Source organism: Oleiphilus sp. HI0061 (assembly GCF_001635675.1).
Genome location: NZ_LWFE01001036.1, coordinates 1 through 25,052 on the forward strand (window position 1 = coordinate 1; position 25,052 = coordinate 25,052).

28 protein-coding genes are annotated in these 25,052 nt (G+C 43.8%); 14 read left to right on the forward strand and 14 right to left on the reverse strand.

Annotation, left to right across the window (positions count from 1 at the left end):
- On the forward strand, positions 1-595 hold a 595-nt coding region (gene hisF / locus A3735_RS13160), incomplete at its 5' end, for an imidazole glycerol phosphate synthase subunit HisF (protein WP_068638153.1).
- 114 nt (positions 596-709) lie between these two features.
- Here hisF and A3735_RS13165 read toward each other — a convergent pair.
- The 5 genes from A3735_RS13165 to gpmI form a co-directional block, all read right to left on the reverse strand.
- Complete coding sequence (locus A3735_RS13165; RefSeq protein WP_068511269.1) at positions 710-1,558, reverse strand: CZB domain-containing protein; 849 nt, start codon at positions 1,556-1,558, stop codon at positions 710-712.
- Positions 1,559-1,716: 158 nt separating this feature from the next.
- Positions 1,717-2,616: a divergent polysaccharide deacetylase family protein gene (locus tag A3735_RS13170; protein ID WP_068553865.1), complete on the reverse strand. Its 900-nt coding sequence runs from the start codon at positions 2,614-2,616 to the stop codon at positions 1,717-1,719.
- A complete protein-coding gene (locus A3735_RS13175; RefSeq protein WP_068511265.1) occupies positions 2,609-4,066 on the reverse strand; it encodes a S41 family peptidase in 1,458 nt (485 codons plus the stop codon). The genes A3735_RS13170 and A3735_RS13175 overlap by 8 nt, the downstream gene beginning before the upstream one ends.
- Positions 4,067-4,085: 19 nt before the next feature.
- On the reverse strand, positions 4,086-5,228 hold the full coding sequence (locus tag A3735_RS13180) for a murein hydrolase activator EnvC (RefSeq protein WP_068511263.1): 1,143 nt from the start codon (positions 5,226-5,228) through the stop codon (positions 4,086-4,088).
- A 163-nt stretch (positions 5,229-5,391) separates the two neighbouring features.
- Positions 5,392-6,924 carry a 2,3-bisphosphoglycerate-independent phosphoglycerate mutase gene (gpmI, locus tag A3735_RS13185; protein ID WP_068553192.1) on the reverse strand — a complete coding sequence of 511 codons (1,533 nt, stop codon included), beginning with the start codon at positions 6,922-6,924 and terminating at the stop codon, positions 5,392-5,394.
- A 335-nt stretch (positions 6,925-7,259) separates the two neighbouring features.
- Between gpmI and A3735_RS13190 the strand changes: the two genes are divergently transcribed.
- From A3735_RS13190 to A3735_RS13205, 4 genes are all read left to right on the forward strand, one after another.
- Positions 7,260-7,676 (forward strand): rhodanese-like domain-containing protein, encoded by a 417-nt coding sequence (locus A3735_RS13190; protein ID WP_068508189.1) that lies wholly within the window; start codon positions 7,260-7,262, stop codon positions 7,674-7,676.
- Between the two features lie 24 nt (positions 7,677-7,700).
- Positions 7,701-7,952 carry a glutaredoxin 3 gene (grxC, locus tag A3735_RS13195; protein ID WP_068511259.1) on the forward strand — a complete coding sequence of 84 codons (252 nt, stop codon included), beginning with the start codon at positions 7,701-7,703 and terminating at the stop codon, positions 7,950-7,952.
- Positions 7,953-8,097: 145 nt separating this feature from the next.
- Positions 8,098-8,616 (forward strand): protein-export chaperone SecB, encoded by a 519-nt coding sequence (gene secB, locus A3735_RS13200; protein WP_068638155.1) that lies wholly within the window; start codon positions 8,098-8,100, stop codon positions 8,614-8,616.
- 105 nt (positions 8,617-8,721) lie between these two features.
- Positions 8,722-9,210: a tRNA (cytidine(34)-2'-O)-methyltransferase gene (locus A3735_RS13205; protein ID WP_068511345.1), complete on the forward strand. Its 489-nt coding sequence runs from the start codon at positions 8,722-8,724 to the stop codon at positions 9,208-9,210.
- Here the strand turns inward: A3735_RS13205 and A3735_RS13210 are convergent.
- Complete coding sequence (locus tag A3735_RS13210) at positions 9,180-10,427, reverse strand: multifunctional CCA addition/repair protein (protein WP_068511343.1); 1,248 nt, start codon at positions 10,425-10,427, stop codon at positions 9,180-9,182. The two genes, A3735_RS13205 and A3735_RS13210, sit on opposite strands and share 31 nt — an antisense overlap.
- A gap of 28 nt (positions 10,428-10,455) precedes the next feature.
- Positions 10,456-11,772: a conjugal transfer protein TraF gene (gene traF / locus A3735_RS13215; RefSeq protein ID WP_068553194.1), complete on the reverse strand. Its 1,317-nt coding sequence runs from the start codon at positions 11,770-11,772 to the stop codon at positions 10,456-10,458.
- A 430-nt stretch (positions 11,773-12,202) separates the two neighbouring features.
- Between traF and A3735_RS13220 the strand changes: the two genes are divergently transcribed.
- Together A3735_RS13220 and A3735_RS13225 are read left to right on the forward strand one after the other, a co-directional pair.
- Entirely contained in the window at positions 12,203-12,775 is a 573-nt protein-coding gene (locus tag A3735_RS13220; RefSeq protein WP_068511254.1) for an LPP20 family lipoprotein, read from the forward strand.
- Between the two features lie 7 nt (positions 12,776-12,782).
- Positions 12,783-13,985, forward strand: a complete 1,203-nt coding sequence (locus A3735_RS13225; protein WP_068553171.1) for a flagellar assembly protein T N-terminal domain-containing protein — start codon at positions 12,783-12,785, stop codon at positions 13,983-13,985.
- 3 nt (positions 13,986-13,988) lie between these two features.
- On the opposite strand, the gene A3735_RS13230 is transcribed toward A3735_RS13225, so the two are convergent.
- From A3735_RS13230 to A3735_RS13245, 4 genes are all read right to left on the reverse strand, one after another.
- Complete coding sequence (locus A3735_RS13230) at positions 13,989-15,122, reverse strand: phosphatidylserine/phosphatidylglycerophosphate/cardiolipin synthase family protein (RefSeq protein ID WP_068511250.1); 1,134 nt, start codon at positions 15,120-15,122, stop codon at positions 13,989-13,991.
- Between the two features lie 183 nt (positions 15,123-15,305).
- Entirely contained in the window at positions 15,306-15,752 is a 447-nt protein-coding gene (locus A3735_RS30975; RefSeq protein ID WP_082865130.1) for a CCXG family PEP-CTERM protein, read from the reverse strand.
- A gap of 366 nt (positions 15,753-16,118) precedes the next feature.
- Positions 16,119-17,309, reverse strand: coding sequence for a Na+/H+ antiporter NhaA (gene nhaA / locus A3735_RS13240; RefSeq protein ID WP_068511248.1), 1,191 nt, complete (start codon positions 17,307-17,309; stop codon positions 16,119-16,121).
- Positions 17,310-17,364: 55 nt separating this feature from the next.
- Entirely contained in the window at positions 17,365-17,745 is a 381-nt protein-coding gene (locus A3735_RS13245; RefSeq protein ID WP_197475850.1) for an acyl-CoA thioesterase, read from the reverse strand.
- 80 nt (positions 17,746-17,825) lie between these two features.
- Between A3735_RS13245 and A3735_RS13250 the strand changes: the two genes are divergently transcribed.
- Together A3735_RS13250 and A3735_RS13255 are read left to right on the forward strand one after the other, a co-directional pair.
- Positions 17,826-18,491, forward strand: coding sequence for an SDR family oxidoreductase (locus A3735_RS13250; RefSeq protein WP_068511247.1), 666 nt, complete (start codon positions 17,826-17,828; stop codon positions 18,489-18,491).
- A gap of 49 nt (positions 18,492-18,540) precedes the next feature.
- Positions 18,541-18,828 (forward strand): hypothetical protein, encoded by a 288-nt coding sequence (locus A3735_RS13255; protein WP_068511245.1) that lies wholly within the window; start codon positions 18,541-18,543, stop codon positions 18,826-18,828.
- 105 nt (positions 18,829-18,933) lie between these two features.
- On the opposite strand, the gene A3735_RS32580 is transcribed toward A3735_RS13255, so the two are convergent.
- From A3735_RS32580 to A3735_RS13265, 3 genes are all read right to left on the reverse strand, one after another.
- On the reverse strand, positions 18,934-19,050 hold the full coding sequence (locus A3735_RS32580) for a PEP-CTERM sorting domain-containing protein (protein ID WP_082865496.1): 117 nt from the start codon (positions 19,048-19,050) through the stop codon (positions 18,934-18,936).
- A gap of 78 nt (positions 19,051-19,128) precedes the next feature.
- Positions 19,129-19,533 carry a hypothetical protein gene (locus A3735_RS13260; protein ID WP_068554980.1) on the reverse strand — a complete coding sequence of 135 codons (405 nt, stop codon included), beginning with the start codon at positions 19,531-19,533 and terminating at the stop codon, positions 19,129-19,131.
- A gap of 182 nt (positions 19,534-19,715) precedes the next feature.
- Positions 19,716-20,303, reverse strand: a complete 588-nt coding sequence (locus tag A3735_RS13265) for a hypothetical protein (protein WP_068511242.1) — start codon at positions 20,301-20,303, stop codon at positions 19,716-19,718.
- A 385-nt stretch (positions 20,304-20,688) separates the two neighbouring features.
- On the opposite strand from A3735_RS13265, the gene A3735_RS13270 reads away from it, so the two are divergent.
- The 5 genes from A3735_RS13270 to A3735_RS13290 all read left to right on the forward strand — a co-directional run.
- The gene (locus tag A3735_RS13270) at positions 20,689-21,390 is read left to right on the forward strand and encodes a DUF1538 domain-containing protein (RefSeq protein WP_068511339.1); all 702 of its coding nucleotides are present in this window, start codon (positions 20,689-20,691) and stop codon (positions 21,388-21,390) included.
- Between the two features lie 15 nt (positions 21,391-21,405).
- Entirely contained in the window at positions 21,406-22,200 is a 795-nt protein-coding gene (locus A3735_RS13275; RefSeq protein WP_068554982.1) for a DUF1538 domain-containing protein, read from the forward strand.
- Positions 22,201-22,244: 44 nt separating this feature from the next.
- Positions 22,245-22,595: a P-II family nitrogen regulator gene (locus A3735_RS13280; RefSeq protein ID WP_068511238.1), complete on the forward strand. Its 351-nt coding sequence runs from the start codon at positions 22,245-22,247 to the stop codon at positions 22,593-22,595.
- The gene (locus tag A3735_RS13285) at positions 22,592-23,020 is read left to right on the forward strand and encodes a CBS domain-containing protein (RefSeq protein ID WP_068511236.1); all 429 of its coding nucleotides are present in this window, start codon (positions 22,592-22,594) and stop codon (positions 23,018-23,020) included. Before A3735_RS13280 ends, A3735_RS13285 begins: the two co-directional genes overlap by 4 nt.
- 156 nt (positions 23,021-23,176) lie before the next feature.
- Positions 23,177-25,052 (forward strand): diguanylate cyclase domain-containing protein (locus tag A3735_RS13290; RefSeq protein WP_068638157.1); only part of this gene is annotated, 1,876 nt, incomplete at its 3' end.

The following is a 25,052-nucleotide window of genomic DNA, read 5'->3' on the forward strand; positions in this document are numbered from 1 at the left end:
TGACACAATGGTTCATACTGTTGAAAAAATGGCGAGTGAAGTGTTTATTCCGCTAACGGTTGGTGGTGGAATCCGAAAAGTTGAAGATATCCGCTGTATGTTGAATGCCGGCGCGGATAAGGTTGCGATCAATACAGCGGCAGTATTTAACCCAGAGTTTGTTCGTGAAGCTGCCGAGAAATTTGGCAGCCAATGTATTGTCGTCGCAATTGATGCGAAGAAGGTGAGTGCAGAGGGTGAAGAAGGTCGATGGGAAATCTTTACTCATGGTGGTCGTAAGCCTACAGGCTTGGATGCAATCGAATGGGCCAAGAAAATGGCTGATTACGGTGCTGGTGAAATATTACTAACCAGTATGGATCAGGACGGTATGAAAAACGGCTTCGACTTAGGCGTCACTAGGGCGATTACCGATGCTGTGTCTATTCCGGTTATAGCATCTGGCGGTGTGGGGAATTTACAGCACTTGGCAGATGGAGTTTTGGAAGGTGGCGCCGATGCTGTTCTGGCAGCAAGTATTTTTCATTTTGGAGAGTACAGCGTTCAAGAAGCCAAGGCACATATGGCCGATTGTGGTATTGAAATGCGCCTGTAGGTCTTAAGCGCGAGAAAGTTGTCTATTGTAGGCAGAGGGTTCAGGCGCACGATCAATTTCGTGCTAGCCCTCATGCGAGCCGTGGAAGGCGCTGCCTACAAAGCTTTTTAAATTCTATGCAACCTGATTAGATTCAGACTTGCTCTCAGGCTGGCAGTTGATCAGCATTAATGGTGCTTCGTTACCGTCTCTAAGAAAGCCTTCCACCACAAAGTCATCATTTTTACTTCTCATGATTCCATCTGCAGAGTCATCTCGACAAAATACTTTTTTGTTAAAGGTGACGATGTCGTTGATATTATCAAGACGTAAGGCTGTTACTTTGCCGCCAGTGCGCTCTACAAAAAGAATGATAGGACGGATGCTCGATAAGGCTCGCTCTTTGGTTAAATGGAACAGGTGGATCAATTCTGATAGCGTGGTTTGTCTTTCGGTGTTCAGAATCTTCATTGCTTCGTCGTGATCAGTCTGATTTAAGTTGAGTAAGGTTTCAGCTAAACCGTGTAACTTTTTATGGGGTTCATCAAAGCGCAGGAGGGCTTCTTTAAGCTCTTCAATATCTGTTTCGAACTGGTTGTACCACATGCCAAAAGCGCATTTGTTAGGGTCAAGCGCTTTAGTAAAGGGCGTGTTGTTTTTAAGTGATGACTCTAGTGCATCAAGCCAATCTCTATGTTGCTGCTCCATTTCGTTCAGTTTGGCAACCAGGTTGTTCATTAGGGTCTGGTGATTTTCAGAACCAATAAGCTGATTAAAATCGTACAGCTGAACAGTGTTGTTCTGGAAGGTAATCACTTCGTGATTAAACTCATCAAGCTCATTTACCTGAAGGTTTCTTTTCACGTCTTTCTCAATATAAAGTACTTGTTCCAGAGGGATGGCAAATGCGGCGTCAGCCGTCATAAAGGTAATCGCAGCAAGAGTGCCGTCGTGAAATAAGCTGTCTATATTTTTGCCGGACATGGTGATAAACCTCGGGTTTGAAATGTGTTCGCTATAATCCTTGAAAGTGCGGAGGCACCGCGCATATTTAGTATAGACCTGATAGAAAATCTGACCAGTAAAGATCGACTAAATTAATTATCACGAAAAATAACTGTTTATGGATCGGTAGGAAGAATTTATAGGGTGTCTTGATATTCTTGCGGAATTCTTTGCGGGCTGTAGTTTGCGTGCTTTAAGGTGTCTGACGTGGATGATTTACTTTGTGCTAGTCGAGGAACTTTGTTTCTTGCAGCAAAGATGTTTTGCATGCTCTGTCCAGGGTTTTGTATTTGCCAGATAGCGCTAGCAGAAGCGATACTGATACCTTTTTCGTCAAGCTTTGTCAGAGCCCAGCTCAAGTATTCAACTGTGACTTTGTGAGGGTGGGCGATTGCTATGGCTGTGCCATTCTTCTTTGCTAGTTCGACTAGCTTGATAAACTGAGCTTGAACAAATTTTCGGGTTTGAAAATGGTCAAGAAAAACATCCCGGCTTATGTTAGGGATTTGGTGCGCTGCGGCAATTTTGGCGGCAACCGAGTTGGCAGAGGTGCGACTATCCAAGAAAAAGAAGGGGTGCTGTTTAACCGTTTCCATTACCCACTCCATAACCTTGTTTTGAGTTGTCAACTGACTGCCCATATGGTTATTCAGGCCTACCATATGCGGAATCGAGATAAAGCTTTTTCGCAAGGTTTGCTTAATTTGCATCTCACTCATGCTTTCGGTTAAACCGCCCTTACCGAGCTTAATCCCAAGCTTATTTTGCATGGGCGAGTGGAGCATGATTTCCTTGCCATTCTCTTTAGCTCTTTCGATTAGGGCTCGTGTATGGCGTCTTTCTGGTAGAAAAGACAAAGTAAGGGGGTAGGGTAGGTCAATTAATCGGGAGCCGTTCTCCAGGTGATTCCCCATATCGTCAATGACGATCGCGATGGTCGGTTGCTGCTTTAGTTCTGCAGCAACGGGAAAAGCAAGCACGACAGTAGTCAGGATAAAGGTGACTACTGTACTGAGCTTGAGGAGATAGTTACTCACCTTGTGGCGTGCCTTCTTCAGCTAGGTTTTCAGCCTCAGTTTGGCTCTCTGGTGTTTTGACGGAAGAGTTCTTTTGCTTAACTTTTAGAATATCCAAAGCCTTTAGCAAACTTAAAGCTTCCTGAAGCTGGAAGTCTTTTTCCAGCATGGATTGTTGACGAGAAACTTCTGAGTCTTCGCTTTCTTCTTTGCTGGATTCATTCTTATTTTGGTTGCCGTTACTTAAGTGACCGGCTAGATCAGACTCTCGATAAAAGGCTTTGGTTTTTTCTTCACTCAACTTGGCTCGGTTAACTTCTATATCGGGCTCGATACCTTGCGCCTGAATCGAGCGGCCATTAGGGGTATAGTAGCGGGCCGTTGTTAGCTTAAGCCCATATTCAGCATCAAGAGCCATGACGTTCTGTACAGAGCCTTTGCCGAAGCTCTGTGTTCCCATTATGACTGCCCGATTGTGATCTTGAAGTGCTCCGGCCAAGATTTCAGAAGCTGATGCGGAGCCTCCATCAATAAGAACGATAATGGGTATGCCATTAGCATCGTCACCAGGTGTCGCGTTAAAGCTTAAATCGGCTTCGCTAGCACGGCCTTTTGTATAAACGATGAGACCTTCTTCAATCAACTGGTCGGCAACTTCTACTGAAGCACGAAGTACGCCTCCAGGGTTGTTTCTTAAGTCAATAACTAAGCCTGCAAGTTCTTCAGTTTCATCTTGAAGCTTTTTAAGGCCTTTGGCGAAGTCGCTACCAGTTTGTGCCTGAAATTGAGTGATACGGATGTAGCCGTACTGCTCATCAAGTACTAGCGTTTTGACGCTGGTTACTTGAATAATGTCACGTACGACTTTTATTTCTAATGGCTCGCGCTCGCCTTCACGGACGATGGTCAATGTAATCGGCTCACCCGCTTCACCACGCATCGTGTCAACAGCTTGATCAAGACTCATTCCTTTTACGGGTGTTTCATCTAATTTGATAATTAAATCGCCAGCCTCAATGCCTGCTTTCTGAGCGGGGGTATCATCAATCGGCGCAATAACTTTTACAAAGCCATTCTCCATACCTACCTCTATACCCAAGCCGCCAAATGTGCCTGAAGTGTTCTCTTGCAGGTCTGAAAATGCGCTTGGCTCAAGATAAGCTGAGTGTGGGTCAAGCCCTGACAACATGCCACGAATCGCATATTTTAGCAGGGTAGCGTCATCTATTTCTTCGACGTAGGCATTCTTAATTTTGCCAAATACATTGGTAAACTTTCGCAGCTCATTTAAAGGTAAGGGGGCAGTCGCTTGTTCCGAAGCTAAATTAGTATCTTGTATACCAGCACTTTCAGTTTGCTGGGAAAGTGCGGGCTGACTGAAAGATAAGCACCCAGCCAGAATAGCGCTGTAAGTGCAGATGCGTTTGCGGCGTGATGTCATTAAAGGTAAGGAACGAGAAACTAATTTCATTAAGTGGGTCCTGAAGAATTTATTTTCGTAGCCATCGGCTAGGATTTAAAGGCTTTCCGTCTTTTCTAATTTCAAAGTATAGCCCTGTTTCACTTTTTGCATTACTTTGCCCTGCATAGGCGAGAACTTCACCTGCTCTAACCCAGTCTCCGGTATCTTTTGCAAGGCTCTTATTGTTACCGTACAAACTCATGTAATTATTACCATGATCGATAATAATGAGCAAACCAAAGCCACGTATCCAGTTAGAAAATATAACTCTTCCAGAATGGATGGCTTGAACTTCCTGGTTGTTTTTTGTCTCAATATGAATGCCATTGAGCTTTAGCTTACCCTGAGCAATTCGACTACCAAAGCGCCCAATGACTTTACCTTTCGCAGGCCACGGAAGCTTGGTTTTTTGTTTGCTAAACGGAGCGGCGTCGTCAGGGAGGGGGATGTTGGCAATGGCTTGCTCTAATTCGTTCAGAAGCTTCTCTAGGCGCGCTTGGTCTTTGCGCATTTTTTCAAGACGCTGCGTGTTATTTTTTATATTGGCCTTGAGTTTTGCGAGTACCTGTTTACGAGCTGCTTGTTCTTTTTTCAGCTCTAAGCGCTGTTGTTGTTGAAGCTTATGCTGTTCGTGCAGTTTATTTTTCTTAACAAGTATTTTTTTCTCGGTATTTTTTATGATGTTAAGAATGTCTTGTACCTCGGAAATTTTTTCACTACGCGCTTCATTAATATAGGCAAAGAAACGCATATCCTTAGCAAGTTCCTGGGGGTTATTAGAGTTTAAAAGAAGTTTGGTTTGAGATTGTTCCCCGTGCAGGTACGCACGTTGTAATTGCTTTATTAAGAACGACTGCTGTTTTTTTAGCGCCTTTGTTTGTTGAGAGTGGTCTTTTTCCAGCTTTTTAAGCTCTTTGGTTTGCTTCGTTATATTTGCTTTGCTGGTACGAATTGACTTGCTTAGCTTGCTGATAGCTTTTTCTTGCTTCTCCAGTGCTTTTGAAAGCCCGGTTTTTTCAGTATTAGCGCGATTCAGCCAGCGATTGATTTTGGTGATGCTGGATTTAAGTTGAGCGAGTTCACGCTCAGAGTGTTCTTGAGAAACTTCTGCAAGACTTGGGTTTGCTACGAGTGAAGCTAACAAACAGAATGTAAGCAGAAGGTATTTCATCGATTAGTGAGGAGCCTTGAGAGCATGTTGATAATTAATACTAGCATGCATATTAAGTTAATCGACCAAGACATTAGAGGGTTCCTACAATCCACGAAGAGCATAAGAATACTCTAGTGCTCTTCTTAAAGGATTGATTATTATACACTGAGGCTATTGCAGACTATTTTCCGATTAGTGACATTCCCGTCATTTCTGAAGGGATATCGATAGACATCAAATCGAGCAAGGAGGGTGCGATATCGCTTAATTTACCACCGTCTTTGAGTGAAATGTCTTTATCACCTAAATATATCAGTGGTACGGGCAATGTGGTGTGAGCGGTGTGTGCCTGTCCTGAATTGGGATCAAGCATTTGCTCTGCGTTACCATGGTCTGCGGTAATCAAACATTGGGCCTTACTTTCTTCAAGTGCGGTTGCCACACGTTCCAGGCAGCTATCGAGGCATTCTGCTGCTTTGACAGCGGCTTCGAGTTTTCCTGTGTGGCCAACCATATCGCCGTTAGCAAAGTTGCAGACAATCAAATCATATTCTTGACTCTTAATCGCTTCGACCAGCTTGTCAGTAACTTCAGGAGCGCTCATTTCAGGTTTTAGGTCGTAGGTTGCTACATCTGGAGAAGGGATGAGTTCGCGAGTTTCGCCTTTAAATAATGCTTCCCGGCCACCACTGAAGAAAAAGGTGACGTGGGCATATTTTTCGGTTTCAGCAATTCGAAGTTGGGTTTTATCCAGCGTCTCCATGTATTCACCCAAGCAATTGGGTAGGTCCATTGGAGGGTAGGCACAGCTAGTTGCAATGTCTGCAGAATATTCCGTTAGCATGACAAAGTCGGCAAGCTTAGGTGCCTTGGATTTCTCAAAACCTTCGAAATTTGTATCAACAAAGCTTCGGGTTAATTCGCGTGCTCTGTCTGCTCGGAAGTTCATAAAGATAACCGCATCGCCGTCATTGATCTGGCCAGAGTTCGCATCTCCAATGGCTGTGGCTGAAACAAACTCGTCGTTTTCGTCACGCTGATATGCCGCTTCAAGTGCTTGAGTAGGCGTTTCGTAACGATAATCAGACTGTCCTTCAGTTAAAAGGTCATAAGCTAGTTTTACACGATCCCAGCGATTATCTCTATCCATCGCGTAGTAACGGCCGACCATGCTAGCGATTCTACCAATACCTAGATCAGAAAGTTGCTTTTCCACAGCTTCTAGAGAGGGCTGTGCACTGCGCGGAGGTGTATCTCGGCCATCGAGGAATGCGTGAACGTAAACTTCTTTGGCGCCTTTTGTTGCCGCTACTTTAATGGCTGCCTGGATGTGGTCGATATGACTGTGAACACCACCCGGAGACATTAACCCCATAAGATGGATTGCTTTGCCGCTTTCTACTGCGCTGTTTATAGCTTTGCAGATGGCTTCGTTATTTTCGAATGTTCCTTCGTCAATATCCTTGGTGATACGGGTGTAGTTTTGGTAGACGATTCTTCCGGCACCGAGGTTCATATGACCCACTTCAGAATTTCCCATTTGCCCATCAGGTAGGCCCACGGCCATGCCAGAGGTTTGAATCAGGCTATGAGGACGCTCTTGCCAAATTTTATCCCAAAAAGGTGTGCTGGCTTGACGAATAGCATTTGCATCGGTTTCTTCACGGTGGCCCCAGCCATCGAGAATGATTAGTGCGGTGGTCTGTTTACCCATATTAACGTACTACCTAATGTAAAGTTTTAAACGGCGCGCAGTGAACCTCGTGAAATTACTCTCATACAAGGTTCCAATAGTGACGCGGATTTTACCGTTATTTTGGACGGTTGGCGACCTAGAGTGTCAGAATTAATTAGTGTGTCGTTGTTTAGTTGTTCTCGCTGCATTAGGTTCTAGCTATTGAGGTGCCAGGAGGGGCGTGTGTATAATGCGACTCCTTTTGCGTGAGGCTATGGAGTAGAGCGAGTGAAACAAGATTTACTGGCGCTACTCAGGGCAGAGCTTCTACTTTATCTGGCAATTTAGCCGGTTTTACTGTTGTGGACTGAGTAATGGATCGTTTATTTGAATTTATTGGTAATCATATTGAGCTTTCAGGTTTGTTTGTCGCGTTGTTGGCTGCACTATGGTTTACCGAGAGATCGCGTTCTGGAAGAGCCGTTAGTCCTCAAGAGGCGACGCTTTTACTAAATAAAGATCAGGCTGTGATCGTTGACTTACGTGACAAGAAAGACTTCTCTGAAGGTAAAATTACAGGTGCCTTGCATATTCCTTTTGCAAACTTGAAAGAGCGATCGACTGAGCTGGAAAAATATAAGGATAAGCAAATTATCCTGGTAGATAAAATGGGTCAGCACTCTGGAATGGCGGGTAAGACTTTGCAGGCAGAAGGTTTTGAGAATGTCTGCCGTATGAGTGGTGGTATTGCTGAGTGGAAAAATAGCAATATGCCTCTGGTTCGTAAATAAACACAATAGCTAAGAGTCAATAAAATGGTCGTAATGTATTCTTCAAAATTCTGCCCGTTTTGCTTTCGTGCTAAAGCGCTTCTTCAAAAAAAGAAAGTAAACTTTGATGAAATTCTAGTGGATGCAGATCCATCTATCAGGCAAAAGATGATGAAAGAATCTGGCCAGCATACAGTGCCACAAATCTGGATTGGAACAACTCACGTAGGTGGCTGTGACGACTTATTTGCTTTAGAGGCAAAGGGTGAGCTAGACGCTTTATTGGAGACCTTATAGCTTATAAGGTTATTCCTATCGCAAAAACTAAAAAAAGAGCTTGATAGGCTCGCATTTTTAACTAGCACCGCCTAGTATTTAACTTTTGGCTCGTCAGCTTAAGTTTTACGAGCTGTTATCAAATTATCAAGAATTAGGATCCATCATGTCAGAGAATGAAACGCCTGAAGTTGGCGCTCAAGAGGAACAGCAGCCACAAGTCAACTTTGCCCTACAGCGCATCTATGTAAAAGATATTTCCTTTGAGTCACCGAACTCACCCATGGTTTTCCAGAAACAATGGAAGCCAGAAGTGAAAATGGATCTCAATACTAAAAATGCTGGTTTAGGTGAAGATCACTATGAAATAGTTGTTTCAGCTACTTTTACCGTTTCAGTCGAAGGTATGACGGCTTACATTGTTGAAGTTCAGCAAGCGGGCATCTTTAAGCTTGAAGGTCTAGAAGGTATTCAATTGGCACAAGCGCTAAATGCGTTTTGCCCAAATCTTCTATTCCCTTACATGCGTGAAACTATTGACACAGTTGTCGTTAAAGGTAGCTTCCCGGCAATGATGGTTGCACCGGTTAACTTCGATGCTATCTTTGCTCAAGCTGTAATGAAGAAGCAAAAAGAAGCGCAAGAAGCGGCTGAGAAAAAAGCGGGTAGTGAGTCTACTCACTAAGCCTCTTGTTATGAAAGAAGAAAGCAGTGCTATGTCGCACTGCTTTTTTGTTTGAGCGCATTTTTTTGTTATTTCTATTTTCCCTATTTGGTTGATATTAAATATATGTTCCATATCGCACTCTATGAACCTCAGATCGCCCCCAATACAGGTAATATAATTCGTCTGGTTGCGAACAACGGTTGTTATCTTCATTTAATCGAGCCATTGGGGTTTGATCTAGAAGAAAAGAAACTTCGACGTGCGGGTCTGGACTATCGAGATATGGCAAACGTAACGCGCCATAAGGACTATGCTTCTTTTCTTGAGGCTGTTGAAGGGCGGCGAATTATTGCATGTACAACTAAGGGGAGTGGGCCTCATGATCAGCTCACTTACCAGGAAGGTGACGTATTATTGTTTGGTTCTGAAACGGCAGGGCTGCCCGATTCAGTTTTAGCGAGTATTCAGTCAGAACACAGAATCCGCATTCCAATGATGGTCGATAGCAGAAGCCTAAACTTGTCCAATGCAGTGGCAATCATAAGTTATGAGGCTTGGCGTCAGTGCGGATTTAAAAATGCTCAGCTAGTGGGCGAGTTTTCTCCTTCATAAGTGCTTTTTATCTGCTTTATTTTTTCTTTTCGTAAACGGTCTAGCTGCTCGCCAATTTCTTTCCCTTTGTAGCCCTCGGCAACGATCTCTTTTGTGGTGATTAAGCTGAGAGTGTGTAATATCCGGCTAAAAAGATCTGCTTGTTGGTATTGCGCCTTTTCAAACCCGGTCCTACCTCGTGAGTCTGCCTTGCTGCACAGTAATATTTCTGCAAAGCGCTCAGGGCGTCTAAAGGCGTCGCACTGCTTTAAAACTTTCAGAATGGTTTCACTTCTTAACTCAAAAGCTTTATGGATGTGCGTGTGATATTCACTGCATAAACATGCCAGGTCTCGGTATTCATTCGGTACTCGATTTCGTTCACAGAGCTTCTTTATCGGCTCTAAACCTAGGCGCTCATGGCCATGATGGCTTGGCCATTTTTCAGGGGCGGTACAAGCTTTTCCCAAGTCGTGTGTAAGAGCAGCAAAGCGAACTTGTTTTGATTGGCTTAGTTGACTAGCTTGCTCCAAGGACATGAGAGCGTGGATGCCACAGTCGATTTCTGGGTGGTACTTTTCTGGCTGAGGAATGCCAAATAGCGCATCGATTTCCGGGAATACGACTTTCAGGCAGCCAACTTTTCTAAGTGCTTCAAAATAAATCCAAGGGGACTTTTCACTTAGTGCTCGTTCAGTTTCTTGCCAGATACGCTCAGGGACTAAATGATTTGCCTCACCTTTCAGAACCATTTTGCTCATGAAATCGAGTGTTTCGTCAGCTATTTTAAAGCCGAGGTGATAAAAGCGAGCAGCGAAACGAGCCACGCGTAGAATTCTTAGTGGGTCTTCTGTGAAGGCTGGCGAGACGTGCCTGAGTAGTCTGTTCTTCAGATCGTCTTGACCGCCATACGGATCAATCAGCTCACCGTCTGCGCTCATTGCCATCGCATTAATGCTTAGGTCTCTTCTGATAAGGTCTTGTTCTAAAGTGATTGATTTTGACGTGTCAAAGCTGAAGCCTTGGTAGCCCTGACCGTTTTTACGCTCTGTCCGCGCAAGAGCGTACTCTTCTCTAGTTTTGGGGTGGAGAAATACAGGGAAGTCTTGGCCGACCTGGGTAAAGCCTTGTTTAAGCATCTCGTCTGGGTTGCTACCTACTACGACCCAGTCTTTATCCTTGCTGTTAATTTCGAGCAAAGAGTCACGTACAGCACCACCCACAAGGTAGGTTTTCATCACATTCAAGCCCACGGGAGAGAAAGAGCTAGAATGCTAAACCAAATCCTATCGAACCGCCAGCTTCTACTTCACTCAGCATAAATGCAGCCTCAATATTGAAGTGGCGTGGCTGGTATAAAAAACCAGCTGTTAAGGTGTGATCTTCTTTTGAGGCCTCTTCTGTTTCAGCAATATTGAAGCGCGCACCTGCACGTAAGTGGAAGTCATCTCTCCAGTAATACTCACCACCAAAAGATATGAAGCGGGTATTGCCTTCGAAGGCGAACACTTCATCTTCGTTTAGATCAATATCAAGCGTCATCATATAGTCTTCACGGTAAGTGGCTAAACCCACTTTATAGCGTGCTTGAACTGAAGGCTTGCCTCGAGGTAATTCATCAGTGGGTACGGGAGGGGAGAATGTTGAAATGTCGGTTGGAAACATATTCATTCCAGAAATACCGAATACCCACTCGCCTTCTAGCCACCAACCATCCAGGCCGAATTCTTCACGTAAAAAGTTGTCGGTAAACAGGATTGCTAAGCCTATATCTACGTTCCATTCTAGGTTGCTATCACTAGGTCTGTCAGCCGGAGCGTTATTCACATCGTATTCATCTAGCGGCCTTGAAACTTGAGATGCATTGAACTGAATCAGTTTGGGTGTAAAACCCCACGATATGGGCATGTTATAATCAATAACATTGGTTGTAGCGACGGTTGCGCCCATTTCTTCATAGTCAAATTGAGTGCTTTCAACCGATGAACTTAATAGGTCTTCAATACCTGTGGATTCCGCAAGGCCAGTAGTTTCTACTTGTCTAACAATGTCATCAATAGTTGCTGCATCTTTATTTAGGATGGTGCTTACTTTGCGAATTTCACGGCGAGTGTAGAAATTGATAGTTAGCGGGTCAGTATCCACTAACAAGTTAAAGTTATGCATTTCATCAGAGCGATATGAGCTAAAACTTTTTTCACTTAGAGAGTCTTTTAGAAGTTTAGCGGTATCTCTGGTGTCGCTAATATCTCCGCTGTTAGCGGCGTTGATAAAGTCTTGTTCTATTGGTGAATTTTGATAGTCGAGAACGTCAGAGTTAAAAGACTCTCCGTAAAGCTGTCGCTGGCCACTATTTATTGCAAGATAGATCTTGTCGGGCTTATCGCCTCGGTTGAAGGCAATCAAAGCAGGGTTGTGAGCGGACGCGTTAAACTTTGAAGCTGAAGCAACACCGGTTCCGCCCATAGCCATGGAACGAGGGTCTAAAAATACTTTGTAGCCACTTAGTGCGGTTGAGCTATAAGCGAGACAAACTAAGCAAATGGCAAAGTTTGATAAGCTGAAGGTGGATCTGAAATTCATTATTTCCTTGTTCCTTGAGCGGGTCCTGACTAGTTAACTTATGCTGGCTAACGGTACGGTGACTGTACGTAGCTTGATCCGTAGAGGCAATTTTAACGGAAAGTCGAAAGTGACAACGACGGGCACGTCACGCTTTGTAACATAATGTCCAAATTCGTGGTAATTTTTTTGGCTTAACTGTGCTTATGTATTGAAGTCATTTAATGACTCTGTATTGCCGCCTAACAACCTTATTTGCCGCTTAGAGCTATGAAAACGGCAAGCGCTCTCCTGAATTGCTGCAAATTTTACAGTAATGACTTGGCACAGGATTTTCATAGTGATTATGAAAAACTCAGGTATTTGGCTCTTATTAACGCATTTAAGTATCTGTTGTTCGGGGTGTCTCGATGCGATCTTCGCTCACCATTTACTGGGAACCTAGTTTGATATGCTTGCTTTGAAGAATCTAGTCATTTTTTGTTTACTAACCGCTGCGCTCTGCTTTTCTCCGGCTCATGCCCATAAATATAAAGATAAGAATAGTGTGGGTACGATGAAGAAAGAGGAGAAGGAGCCGATTGAGCCTATTGTAGTCCGTGTTACGGGGTATGGCGCTTATGAAAGAAAGGAGGACTCGGAGTCAGAGTCGAAGCGTTTGATGGCGATAAGGGCCTCAAAGCTTGATGCTTACCGTACCTTGGCCGAAAGGCTTTACGGTATCGGAATCAGTGGTGGTTCCCAGGTTGATGAGTTTGTGATGAAAAGTGATCACTATGCAGCGGCTGTCGATTCTTATGTGCGAGGTGCAAGGGTAGTTTCGATTATTGAGAATAAGGGGCGCGGATTTGAGACTGTGTTGGAAATATTACTGCCAGGCGATTTTCACGACTGTATCAATAAAATGAACAATATCAAGTTCGGTATAGATTGCCACCGGCCACTGCCTATGGCTTCCAGTAGTGAGCCCCGCACTAAGCGTGCTGCATCTCAGTCAATGCAATCTGTATATTTTTTGAAGTGAGGTTGGTATGAAGTATTTTTCCTTCTTGCTCGCTCTAATGTCTTGTTTGCTATCACCAGTAAGTGCTAATGCAGAGTGGATACAAGTCACAGGGCAGGCAGATTTTGATGGTCAACGCTATGATCTGGCGAGAGATCGTGCTCGACAGGATGCGCTTAAGCAAGCTCTGCTTCAGGCGGGTGCCCGAGTAAAGAGTGATCAACGTGTTAGCAATGGAAAGATAAGTAAGGACTACTTTTCAGTTTCGGGTGAAGCGCGTATTCGTAAATCTGTACTACAAGATGAATTTGTTAAAAAAGGCATCTTGAATCTGGTGATGAACTTTGATGTTGAAGAAGTTGCCAGTTGCCCTGATTCCCAAGCAAAAAAATATCGTAAAAAAATCGCGGTGCTGGGGTTTTCGGTTCAGTCTCCTGCTCAACTGAGATTGGGGGGGTTTCATAATATTGAGCGTGGATTGGCCAGTGCACTTAATCAGTCTTTACAGCTGCAAGATAAGTTAGTTGTTTTCGAGCAGAGTGAGTTTTCTTTGCATCAGGATGTGATCAATGCGCCCAGTCACTTCACATCGCAGAGTACACTGACCAAAGCGGCTGATTACGCGAAGCAGGTTGGAGCTCAATTTGTTATCTCAGGTGTGGTGAGAGATCTGTCGCTAGAAGACCCGGAAGCTTTCTCCACATCATATTGGGCGAAACTGAAAAGGATGAGCAATAACGCCAATATCAAACGTCGCTTTGCAATGGAGCTATTTGTTCATGATGGCTATAGTGGTGCGATTATCTGGCAAAGAAGTTTTGCAGTATCTGCGCCGTGGGAAGATGATATTGATGATCTGAGTGGCTTTGGCACTGCAGAGTTCTGGAATGACGAATATGGTCTAGCAGTCGCTCAACTGGTGGATGGTGTTGCTACTTTAGTAGGAGAGCAATTGGAGTGTCAGCCCTTTATTGCACGTATATCAAGAGTTGACGGTAAAACATTACACTTCAATTCGGGTGCAAGCTCCGGTGTTCGCCCTGGAGATAAGTTTTCTTTATATCGTACCTACAATTATTACGACGCAGATATGCTAGCGGGTACTGAACTAACGAATGTCAAGACATCACTCACCGTTTCTCAGGTGCACCCTGGTTTTGCTAGTGGTAGTGTCAGTATGGACCCAGGGCGAATAAATATACAAGAGGATGACTTGCTAATCGCTTGGTAGTTTTTACACCCAGTAAGAGAAAAATATTAGTAGCAGTCCGCCCAAATACCGTTGGATAAAATGCTTTTTGTCCAGCGAGTCGCTCTTCAGTTCTTCGCTGCAGCTCAGGTCGTCACGAAAATTAATTGCCAATTGCTCTCGGCTGGCGGTAAGTTGCAGGCTGTAATCGATTTCCAAATCATGCATTAGGCTGCGGGTGTTGAGGTTACTTGAGCCGATGCAAGCCCAGTCATCAATAATCAAGGTTTTAGAGTGCATGATTCCTGCTTGGTATTCGTAGAGTCGGATGCCAGCTTCAAGTAATGTTGAATAGAAGAACGCAGAGGCCCAAGGAATGAAAAATATATCCGAACGCCCGGGGAGTAATATTCTTACATCAACCCCGCTTTTACTTGCTGTGCATAGGGCGTCTTGCAGTTCGCTATCTGGTACAAAATAAGCGTTCGCTATCCATACCGCATGCTTTGCATTTTTAATTCTCTGTAATAAGTCTTTTCTCTGTTTTCGTCTTAAGCGGCGGCTGAAGTTATAGAGAAAAGGGCTCTCAGGCAAGTACCGAGCGCTGGTGCGACATGAGTGTTTATACCAGCAGGTGTCGAAAGCTAGCCTTACGCTCTGGGTTACTTGTCCAGATATTCTGATTGCTGTGTCACTAAATTGTTGACCGCCAAGGGCCTTGGGTAAATGCGCTTTTGTAATGTTGAAACTGCCAAGAAAAACCAGCTTATCATCAATGAGTACAAGCTTGCGGTGGTCACGATTATTAATATAGCTCAGCAAGTGCCATAACTTAAAAATACCAGCAGCAGGGAAGAGGGATAAAGGCCATAGATCAAAACGCCAAGGTAATGGCCGGTATACTTTTACTTCAGCGCCGCAATTAATGAGCTGTTTGGCAACCTGCTCAAAATTATTACCTGCCCCAACTCCGTCAACCAAAACCCTGACTTGCACTCCTCTTAAAGAAGCGTTTTCAAGAGCTTGAGAGATGGCCTGACCAATAAAATCATTGTTGAAGATATATGACTCAAGTAAAACTTCTTGCTGGGCAAGATCAATTGCTTCGATAAGCTGCTCATAATAACTTTGTGCGTCGACAATGATCGATTCGCTAGTCGAAAGCTGATTGCGTGTCATGGTGTGGTCAGCGTAGCTAATAGATTGATGACACTGATTCTAATACACGGCGCTGAATTAAGGGAGCTTGTAAGGAGGTTTGGAAGCAGAAATATTCGAGAGGGCTTGTTACTAAGTTTTAAAAAAGCTTTGGGTATAAAAAATACCCAAAGCTTTACCACCAGGAGATGGAGTAGGTTAAGCTTATTTAAATCGACGTACGCCAGCTAAACCTAATAGACCAAGACCAAATAGAGCAAGAGTCGCTGGCTCAGATACAGTAGCTGCATCAATATTTGCTACAGAAAGTGACTGCCATGTGCTGCCGCCATCTGTTGTGAAACGACCGCTGCTATAACCGTTGCAGCAGTTTTCTGCCCAGTATAGGTCGATAGTGTGGCTGCCAGCAGAAATACCGGCAGTGCCAGATAGAACGTCAGAATTGTTCCAGTTGTATTGCCACCAAAGGTCATCAGTTCTATTTTCGATTAGGCTACCATCAACATATAGAGCTGCGCCGTAGCCTGCGTCCAAGCCAGCTTCGATTCCCCACGAGCCGCTTATAGCAGATGTTAGTGAGATGCTTAAGTGGCTGATCGTGTTGTTGCCAGAAAAGAAACCACTGAAATCTGAAATATTTAGTGAGTTAATCGCTTAAGTTTGATCAGTCCATGAAGTAATAAAATCCGTGTCGTCTATACCATTAGTGATACTACGAGTGTCAATAGTCATCGTCGTTGCGCTAACGTTTAAGCTCAGCGCTGCTAATACTAAAGTAAGAGCGCTTAGAGTAATTTTTTCATGTGTGTATCCTAGTTGTATTACATTGAATTTGGTGGCTGGTCAGATTAAAGCTATTTATATGCCTGTTTGAAAAAAATTATATAAAACAATATATTGAGTTTGTTTTTGTCTTGTTGTTTTTCATAGGTTGTAAAAAATATCGACACTTATATCTATGTCTGATGTGACCCCATGAAAGGCTTGCTAGCGAATATAGTCTAATTTAGCTAGCAGTTATTTCGGTAATGCTTTGTTCAGGATAAAGAAGCCGAATATACCAGATATCAGCGAACCCACGACGATACCAAGGCGTTCATCAAAGATCATGTTGACTCCGCTTTCTTCAAAGGCAAGTGAGCCAATAAACAAGCTCATTGTAAAGCCAATACCACAGAGTGCCGCTGTGCCATACAGGCTAAGCCAGTTCATGCCAGAAGGTAGTTGGGCTAGTTTAAGTTTAATGGCAAGCCAGCATAAACCGAATATCCCCACTTGCTTACCGACAAACAAGCCTAGCGCGATGCCAACGGGGACGTTATGAAGCATTTGCTCTAAACCTATACCTGATAGATTGATTCCAGCATTGGCGAAGGCGAAGACGGGGAGAATTCCAAAAGCAACGACTGAGTGAAGGTCATGCTCCAGATCTTTAAGCGGCGAGAACGAAGGGTTCTCTCTAGATTTCATAGGAATGAATATCGCTAGAACTACACCTGCAAGTGTCGCATGAACGCCCGATTTAAGCGTTGCAACCCACATAATGATACCGATAAAAATATAAGCACTTTTGGAGATGACATTTCGTTTGTTCATGATAATTAGGAAAGGGATGCAGCCTGCAACGATTATTAACGCGCTTAGCGATAATTTATCCGTGTAAAACAATGCGATGATCAGAATCGCGCCAATATCATCAAAAATTGCTAAAGAGGTAAGGAATATTTTAAGCGAGGTAGGAACTCTGGAACCAAGAAGCGTCAGGGCACCAAGGGCAAAAGCAATATCGGTTGCAGCAGGAATGGCCCAACCACTAAGGGCCTGAGGGTCTTCGTAATTAAAGTAAACATATATAAGTGCAGGAAATAGCATGCCACCCAGTGCGCCGATTCCGGGTAAGACTATATTTCGCTTGTCGGAAAGTTCGCCTTCTAATAGCTCTCTTTTTAGTTCTAATCCGACTAAAAAGAAGAATACCGCCATCAGGCCATCATTAATCCATAGCAGTAATGGCTTCGCGATTTCCAGTGCGCCAATCTTGACTTCTACAGGGGTTGATAGCAGCAATTCATAAATTGAAGATAAGGGCGTATTAGCAAACACTAAGGCAAGGACTGCTGCAAAAATTAGTAATATTCCACCGGCAGACTCAAGCTTAAAAAAGTCAGAGATAAAGTTTTGTGGATGGTTGTTTTGTAAAGAATTCATGATTAGCCTTAGACCTTACTTATGCTTATATCTTAAGTCGTAATTTACTTGGTAGTTACTCAATAGGGCATTTATTACCCAGTTCATCAATGCATACAAATGTGATTCGAGTTTCAAATAAAACTGTATCTTTGTCTTCGCGAGCGTTTCGTACTGAAATAAAATAAGTAATTGAAGAGTTTCCCTGTCGCTCAAGGTCGACCTTAAAACAAATTATTTCGCCACAGTCGATTCGATGTTTGAATTCAACATTATCGAGTGCAACGGTAACGAATCGCAGCCCTGGGTAGTGAAGGGCGGCCGTCATATAGGCGACTTCGTCTATCCACATCAGCAAGTTGCCACCAAACAAGGAGCCTTGGTGGTTCATATGCTCAGGTAATACTAACTTATGATGTTGCATGCTGCGTAAAGCTTTAGTTGCTTCGTGACTCATTGCATCTCCTTAGATAAATCGATAACGTTATATTCTATATATTATTATCGGCTTCACCAATAGATTTCGTAGGAGATATCATGTCAAAAAATATACTTGTAACCGGAGCAAATCGTGGTATTGGCTTGTCTTTCTGTCAGTACTATAAGTTTAAAGGTTACTCGGTGTATGCCGTCTGTCGTGAAGCTAGTGAAGAGTTGTTGTCGTTGGGGTGCCAGATAATCGCAGGAATCGATGTCAGCAAAGCAGAGGATGTGGCTAGACTAGGTGTTGAGCTTCAAGGTGTGAAATTAGACCTTCTTATTAATAACGCCGGAATTCTTCGAGATGAGGTATTGGGGCATATCGACTATGATCAGCTCGAAGAGCAGTTTCGCGTGAATGCATTAGGCCCCTTGCGAGTAACAGAGGCGCTTCTCGGCAATTTGGATAGTGGTGGTAAGGTTGCCATCATCACCAGTAGAATGGGATCCATAGCTGATAATAGCAGTGGCGGTCGCTATGGCTACCGCATGTCTAAGTGTGCCTTAAATATCGCCTCAGTTTCTCTCGCGATGGATCTAGAAGATCAAGGTATTGCTGTCGGAGTCTTCCACCCGGGTCTAGTGGGTACTGAAATGATAGGAGGCTATGGCGACATTACCCCTGATCAAGCTGCTGAGCGTTTAGCTCAGAGAGTAGATGAGTTGAATCTTACGAATACTGGTACGTTCTGGCATTCAAATGGGGATGTTCTGCCTTGGTAGCTAAGTGAGGTTTAACTGACACTTTTTAATCAAACCTCGTGAGGTGGAAATGCAGTTGTTGGGTGATATTCAAAATAAGTTAGAGCGAGATTTTGGCAAGCAGTGGTTGCTGGCCAAAGATGAAATTGAGGCCTTGTTTGTTAAAACAAATTGGCGTGTAACAAATCGAATTGTACGTGCGGCCATCTATGTCGCGGACGGAGACTTCGATGAGTTAAGTCGATCTATAGAGCGTGTCCTATCAGATTATAAAGATCTTTTATGGCAGGCGGAGTATGACCGGGGAGATGATCAGTTAAGGGACTTCAATAAGAGTTTCGGTGAGCTCAATCTTTAGTTTATCGTAGAGCTTGATCTGGTGATTCTCAGTGCTGGTGTCATCTATGAGGGTAAGAAGTAAGGTGTTTCTGGGTAATCAATACCCAGAACGTATTTTTTACTATTACTGCTGAGAGAGCTTTCTAGAGAAACCTAAACCTAGTAAGCCTAGAGCAAGTAAAGCTATGCTGCCTGGCTCGGGAGTCTCAACTGTGTTACCCGTGTTTCTTCCCCAAAGCATAAAGTTAGATAAGCCGCCACCATTTCCGTAGCTTTGATTGTAATCAAACGTGCCAGTTGTTGAGCTTGTTGCAATGGATCATGCGAAGAAGTCAGAAGTGTTATCTTGAGGGTTTCCGCCAACATGCATTGAGATCACTGCTTCATCAAACTGACTCCAAAATGAACTGTGAATGCCCCATATTCCGGTAACGTCGGTGCTTCCCCAAAGAGAACCTGTATTTAAACCGATTCGTAATGGGCCATCAGCTAAGCTTAGGTCAGTACCTTCAAACCCTGCGATGTCAGATACTTTTTCCCAGCTAGGTGTGTCACCATACAGATTGTTGATATCGTTAGTGTGTGGGTTTCCATTACCAGATTCACAGACGGTGGATATGGTTAACTCTGCAGTTCGCCCTTCGCTAGTACAAATCGCTGCAAAAGATTGGCTGGCAAAGCTTAGTAACGCAATACCTGATATTATTTTAAGAGTATTTTTCATGATATTCCCTGTTAATAATTTTACATAAGGGTTTTAACGCATAAATTGTACCAATGATTTGCCTCTGTCTTTAACTACAATTAATTATCATGCTTTTTAAGTGTAAAAAATAAGGTTTTGTTATGGGGGGGTAAACTAATCTGACAGTTAATTGTGTGAATGTGAACTTGCGCATATGTACATTAAGGGTGTGTTTGGCTAAAGCGTCTGGAGGCAAATAAGCCAAATAAGCCAATGATAAAGAGTGCGATATTTGCAGGTTCTTCAATGCGAATAACTTCGGTAACTCGTCCCCATAGTTTTAGGTTTGATAAACCACCTCCACCACCGGCTAGACGCTCGTAGCTGAAACTTCCTGTCGATGCTCCATCGGACAGTTTCCAAGCAAAAAAGTCGGGGTCTCCGCCTCCATTCCCTACGCGCATTGATATTACACCCTCATTGTAAGCATCCCAGAAGGCAGAATCTAAGCTCCATTCACCAGAAACATTGCTCTGTCCCCAGTTAGAGTTTGGATCCAGTGACACCCCAAACCAGCCATCGCTACCACCAGAGGTATTGTCTTCTACTGAGCTAACTCTTTGCCAGCTAGGGGGGGTGTCAAACAAGGCGTTAATAGCACTAATGCTGGGGTTTCCTAGGCCCGTTATACAGTTCGTTGCAGGACTTAGATCGGCTGTTCTGAGACTGCTTCCGCATGAAAGTGAAAGTGCTTGATTGGATGATAATATTAGAACTAAAAATAGGAAGAGACTTTTGACAATAGACATCTTATACACCTCGAAATAAGCGTCGATTAAGAATCTAGAGTCTTGATGCAATAACAATACTTTATTCAGGTCTGGTGATGTTTTTCAGTAGCTTATCGTAATGATTGGTTCTTTTTGTGATGCAAGTCACATCATAAGTGTTAAGTAATTCGACGCTTGTCGCTGCTGATTAAGTGAGTTCTTGGGCCTTGTAAAACCTACAAGTAAAGGTCTCTAAGCGCTTTCAAATTGTCTTAGGTCAATTTCACTTTGTGAGTATTGGCCTATACTCATTTCTAGAGTTTTGTTTCTAGGGCCTAAACCTTGTTTGGGCTATCAACTTCTAACTTTGTATAGATTAAGGGAACTTAGTTTGCAGCAAGGCATACTCGCTATTTTTCGTTCAATGCTAGGTAGTCTCAGAGACCTGGCGCCGATCATAATTGTTATTGCATTTTTTCAATTTGCAGTACTTCAGCAGCCGATACCTAACCTGGTCGATATGATTATTGGTGTCATATTTGTATTGCTTGGCTTGACGTTTTTCATTTTCGGTCTGGAAATGGGCTTATTTCCGATCGGTGAGTCAATGGCTCATGCCTTAGCAAAGAAGGGTAGTGTCGCTTGGCTGATTGCTTTTGCTTTTGCATTGGGCTTTGGTACGACAATAGCTGAACCTGCCTTGATAGCAGTCGCTGCAGAAGCCGCAACGGTCGCCGCAGAAGGCGGCATGATCGAAGCAACTGAAGCCGCTAAAACAAGTTATGCCAGTGGCTTACGATTTACGGTGGCTTTTTCTGTAGGCTTGGCGATCGTTCTGGGTGTGGTGCGTATTATTGCAGGCTGGTCGATCCAATGGATGATTATTGGCGGCTATATTCTAGTTGTGATTATGACGAGTTTCGCACCAAAGGAAATTATCGGGATTGCATATGACTCGGGCGGTGTGACAACCTCAACGATTACTGTTCCTCTGGTGACTGCGTTGGGCGTAGGTTTGGCTTCATCAATCAAGGGCCGAAATCCGATGATTGATGGTTTTGGATTAATCGCATTTGCGTCGCTATCTCCGATGATATTCGTGATGGCTTACGGCATGATCATATAGTGAGCTCGGCGCTTAATGGAACTTCTCAACGATATTATCGACATTACGTTCGCCACGATTAAAGACGTGATTCCTATCGCGGCTATATTGTTTGGCTTTCAATTTCTTGTGATTCGCAAGCCTATACCCAATATGAAAAGGGTGCTGTTTGGTTTCTTGTACGTGCTGATCGGGTTATCGCTATTTTTACTCGGTTTGGAAAGAGCCTTATTTCCCTTAGGTAAATTAATGGCGCAACAGTTGACTGATCCAGCTTTTATAGCAGGAGCGAGGGATATTGGTGCCGATGCACTTCAGTGGTTTGATTATTATTGGGTCTATCTGTTCGCCTTTGCCATAGGATTTAGTACCACGATAGCAGAGCCCTCTCTAATAGCTGTAGCGATCAAGGCGAATGAAGTATCGGGTGGTGCGATCGGCATTTGGGGTTTGCGTATTGCCGTCGCAATTGGTGTAGCAGTAGGTATTTCCTTAGGAACTTATCGTATCGTTACCGGAATTCCGATCCATTATTTTATTATCTCTGGTTATGTGGTCGTCGTAATTCAAACTTGTTTTGCACCCAAACTGATCGTGCCTTTGGCTTATGACTCAGGTGGTGTAACGACATCTACTGTAACTGTGCCTTTGGTTGCAGCCTTGGGTTTAGGCTTAGCTGAAACAGTACCTGGGCGAAGCACTTTGATTGATGGTTTTGGTTTAATCGCTTTTGCTAGCTTATTTCCAATAATGTCGGTGATGGCCTATGCGCAAATTACTGAGTATTTGGCTAAGCGAAACCAACAACAGGGCTTGGCACAAGCTGAATAAGCTCTGTACAGAGTTTGTAGAGAATTTCGAATAGGGGAAAGTACATGCATTTTAAATTATTGCTGGTGTTTGTAGAGGATGACAAAACCGATAAGGTCATGAAGGCTGCGCGAAAAGCTGGGGCGACTGGTGCCACAGTGATCAACCATGCCAGAGGCGAAGGGATTAAAAAGAGTAAGACTTTTTTTGGCCTGACCCTGGAGACTCAACGGGATGTCTTGCTGTTTATAGTTGAAGAGCACTTAAGCCGGCATATATTAGAGACTATTGGACAGGTAGGCGAATTCGATACCAGTCCGGGTACGGGAATTGCCGTACAGTTAGATGTTGAAGATGCTGTGGGCGTCTCGCACCAAATACAATCTATTGCAGCTAAAGTCGAGGAAGAGTTATGAGTCATACCAATAAAACGGTTGTTAAAATTAAGGATGTCATGCGGAGTAACTACGTTGAAATGGACGGCATGATGACCGTTAAAGACGCCTTGATTCAAATGAAAGAGCATAATGCTAGCTACGTGATTATCAAAAAACGTAATGAGGATGACGAGTACGGCGTTGTGATGCTGTCAGATATCGCTAAAAAGGTATTGGCAAAAGATAAGTCACCTGATCGCGTTAATGTCTATGAAATTATGTCTAAGCCCGTTGTCAGTGTCCCACCTGAAATGGATGTGCGCTATTGTGCTCGTTTATTTGATCAGTTTGGCTTGGCGAGTGCGCCAGTTATTGATGGTAAAAACGGTAAAGTAGTGGGTGTGGTAGGTTATAAATCTTTGGTTTTTGAAGGTATTTTAGTAGAGCAGCATACCTTGGATTAAAGCGTATTACAGTATTTTGGATGGCTATGGATTGTTAGGGTGAGTGACTAATTGCGAATTCTATAATAGCCATTTATTCAGACTCTCGACTATACTGATGACAGTCTTAACTGTAACAACGACAAATAACAATAATAAATGCAATAGAGGGTCGTTATGGATCAAGAGGTCCTGGAGAAATTATTACGCGCTCAGCAATCGATTACCGAAATGGTTTCGTCGGGCGCGTCTCTACCAGAGTGCTTGGAAGAAATCTGTAGTTCAATCGAGCAGGCCTTGGCAAGCAAGGCCGGCAAGAGCTCGATTCTTTTATTGAAAGGGAACAACTTACACCACGGCGCAGCACCGAGTTTGCCTAAGGCATATTGTGACGCTGTTAATGGTGTCGAAATAGGCGAAAGCGTTGGCTCTTGCGGCACGGCTGCGTTTACTAAGCGGCAGGTGATTGTTGCCGATATCGCTACAGACCCCTTGTGGGCGGACTTTAAAGGCCTTGCTTTACCTCACAACCTAGTCGCTTGTTGGTCGACGCCCATTGTCTCTTCAACAGGTGAGGTTTTGGGCACCTTTGCTATTTATTACCCCGAGATTCGCTTCCCTGAACCTGAAGACCTTAAGTTAATTGATCACTTCACTGGCTTATCTCGTATAGCAATTGAAAGAGAGTATTCAATGCAGCGTGAACAAGTCTTGAATGCCCAGCTAAAAACATCCAACGAAAAGCTCAAAGCTTTTATCTCCGTCATTCCCGATTTGGGCCTCATTCTCGATGAAGAAGGTAATTATATCGATATCTATGGTGGCAATGGTGAGCTACTGGTTGTCAATAGTTCAGAACTTATCGGTAAAAATATACGAGAAGTGATTGATTGTGATACCGCTGTTCAGCTGACTTCTGCTATTAGGCGGGCGCTCGAGTATTCAGAGCTGGAATTTCTTGAATATACTCTAGAAGTGAAGGGGGGACGCAGGGTCTTTGAAGGGCGAATCTGTCCGATCAATCATTACTTGCCTGAGCAGCCAGAAAAAAAGCATGTTCTGTGGATCGCCCGAGATATTACCGAAAAAAAGCAGGCAGAAGAAAATATTGAGAGGCTGGCTTACTATGATCCATTAACAGGCTTGCCGAACCGTAGAATGTTTAATGATTATCTTGATTGCACGGTAGATAAAATTGCTCGCTATGATTTAATCGGCGCATTGCTATTTATGGACCTGGATAATTTTAAACGAATTAACGACTCGCTGGGCCACACGGTCGGTGATCAGTTACTGGTCAAGATCGCTGACAATCTGAAACCATTCATTGGGCCCCAAACAAATTTATCGCGCCTAGGGGGTGATGAGTTTGTCGTCTTACTAGAGTCTAAGTCTAAAAATATTGATAACGTGCATCGTGAAGCAAGTAAGCTGGCTGAAAGTTTATTAGACGTGTTCTCGCAAACCTTGACTCTTCAGGACGCTCACTATGCCGTGCGTGCGAGTATTGGTATTTGTTTGATCCATGAAAAAGCAGTTTCCGCCAGTGAAATTTTGAAACGTGCTGACTCCGCGATGTATAAAGCCAAAAAGGCAGGTGGTAACCGCTACGCATTCTTTGACCCTGAGTTGCAAAGAATGGCTGACCTTCAATTAAGAATTGAGCGTGATATTGAAGCAGCGATATCAAAGAATGAGTTTGAAGCTTACTTTCAGCCCCAGTTGGATATGGGGGGAGCCTTAGTAGGAGCAGAAGCTCTGGTACGCTGGATTCACCCAGAGGAAGGGGTAATTAGCCCCGACAAATTTATTCCTATTGCTGAGCAGACCGGCGCGATCCATCGTATTCAAGAGATTGTCCTGCGCGAATCATGTGAGTTGATCGTTGCACTAAAAGAGACTGGAGCGTCTCATGATAGGTGTACGATGGCAATTAATATCAGCGCATGCCAATTCGACGTTGATTTGGAGGAACGCATTAAACTAGTGGTAGATGAGTTTTCGCTACCTACCTCGAAGTTTAAATTGGAAATCACTGAAAGTATGCTGATGG

What these genes read in the sequence shown, in the direction of transcription:
- A3735_RS13255 (WP_068511245.1), top strand. Translation starts at nt 18,541, where the DNA reads ATGCAGTTGTTGGGTGATATTCAAAATAAGTTAGAGCGAGATTTTGGC.
- A3735_RS13265 (WP_068511242.1), bottom strand. Translation starts at nt 20,303, where the DNA reads ATGTCTATTGTCAAAAGTCTCTTCCTATTTTTAGTTCTAATATTATCA.
- A3735_RS13230 (WP_068511250.1), bottom strand. Translation starts at nt 15,122, where the DNA reads ATGACACGCAATCAGCTTTCGACTAGCGAATCGATCATTGTCGACGCA.
- grxC (WP_068511259.1), top strand. Translation starts at nt 7,701, where the DNA reads ATGGTCGTAATGTATTCTTCAAAATTCTGCCCGTTTTGCTTTCGTGCT.
- A3735_RS13270 (WP_068511339.1), top strand. Translation starts at nt 20,689, where the DNA reads ATGCTAGGTAGTCTCAGAGACCTGGCGCCGATCATAATTGTTATTGCA.
- A3735_RS13275 (WP_068554982.1), top strand. Translation starts at nt 21,406, where the DNA reads ATGGAACTTCTCAACGATATTATCGACATTACGTTCGCCACGATTAAA.
- gpmI (WP_068553192.1), bottom strand. Translation starts at nt 6,924, where the DNA reads ATGGGTAAACAGACCACCGCACTAATCATTCTCGATGGCTGGGGCCAC.
- A3735_RS13165 (WP_068511269.1), bottom strand. Translation starts at nt 1,558, where the DNA reads ATGTCCGGCAAAAATATAGACAGCTTATTTCACGACGGCACTCTTGCT.
- A3735_RS13245 (WP_197475850.1), bottom strand. Translation starts at nt 17,745, where the DNA reads ATGAGTCACGAAGCAACTAAAGCTTTACGCAGCATGCAACATCATAAG.
- A3735_RS13205 (WP_068511345.1), top strand. Translation starts at nt 8,722, where the DNA reads ATGTTCCATATCGCACTCTATGAACCTCAGATCGCCCCCAATACAGGT.
- secB (WP_068638155.1), top strand. Translation starts at nt 8,098, where the DNA reads ATGTCAGAGAATGAAACGCCTGAAGTTGGCGCTCAAGAGGAACAGCAG.
- A3735_RS13285 (WP_068511236.1), top strand. Translation starts at nt 22,592, where the DNA reads ATGAGTCATACCAATAAAACGGTTGTTAAAATTAAGGATGTCATGCGG.
- A3735_RS13190 (WP_068508189.1), top strand. Translation starts at nt 7,260, where the DNA reads ATGGATCGTTTATTTGAATTTATTGGTAATCATATTGAGCTTTCAGGT.
- traF (WP_068553194.1), bottom strand. Translation starts at nt 11,772, where the DNA reads ATGAATTTCAGATCCACCTTCAGCTTATCAAACTTTGCCATTTGCTTA.
- A3735_RS13180 (WP_068511263.1), bottom strand. Translation starts at nt 5,228, where the DNA reads ATGAAATACCTTCTGCTTACATTCTGTTTGTTAGCTTCACTCGTAGCA.
- A3735_RS13210 (WP_068511343.1), bottom strand. Translation starts at nt 10,427, where the DNA reads ATGAAAACCTACCTTGTGGGTGGTGCTGTACGTGACTCTTTGCTCGAA.
- nhaA (WP_068511248.1), bottom strand. Translation starts at nt 17,309, where the DNA reads ATGAATTCTTTACAAAACAACCATCCACAAAACTTTATCTCTGACTTT.
- A3735_RS32580 (WP_082865496.1), bottom strand. Translation starts at nt 19,050, where the DNA reads ATGCTTTGGGGAAGAAACACGGGTAACACAGTTGAGACTCCCGAGCCA.
- A3735_RS13260 (WP_068554980.1), bottom strand. Translation starts at nt 19,533, where the DNA reads ATGAAAAATACTCTTAAAATAATATCAGGTATTGCGTTACTAAGCTTT.
- A3735_RS13280 (WP_068511238.1), top strand. Translation starts at nt 22,245, where the DNA reads ATGCATTTTAAATTATTGCTGGTGTTTGTAGAGGATGACAAAACCGAT.
- A3735_RS13250 (WP_068511247.1), top strand. Translation starts at nt 17,826, where the DNA reads ATGTCAAAAAATATACTTGTAACCGGAGCAAATCGTGGTATTGGCTTG.
- A3735_RS13220 (WP_068511254.1), top strand. Translation starts at nt 12,203, where the DNA reads ATGCTTGCTTTGAAGAATCTAGTCATTTTTTGTTTACTAACCGCTGCG.
- A3735_RS13225 (WP_068553171.1), top strand. Translation starts at nt 12,783, where the DNA reads ATGAAGTATTTTTCCTTCTTGCTCGCTCTAATGTCTTGTTTGCTATCA.
- A3735_RS13175 (WP_068511265.1), bottom strand. Translation starts at nt 4,066, where the DNA reads ATGAAATTAGTTTCTCGTTCCTTACCTTTAATGACATCACGCCGCAAA.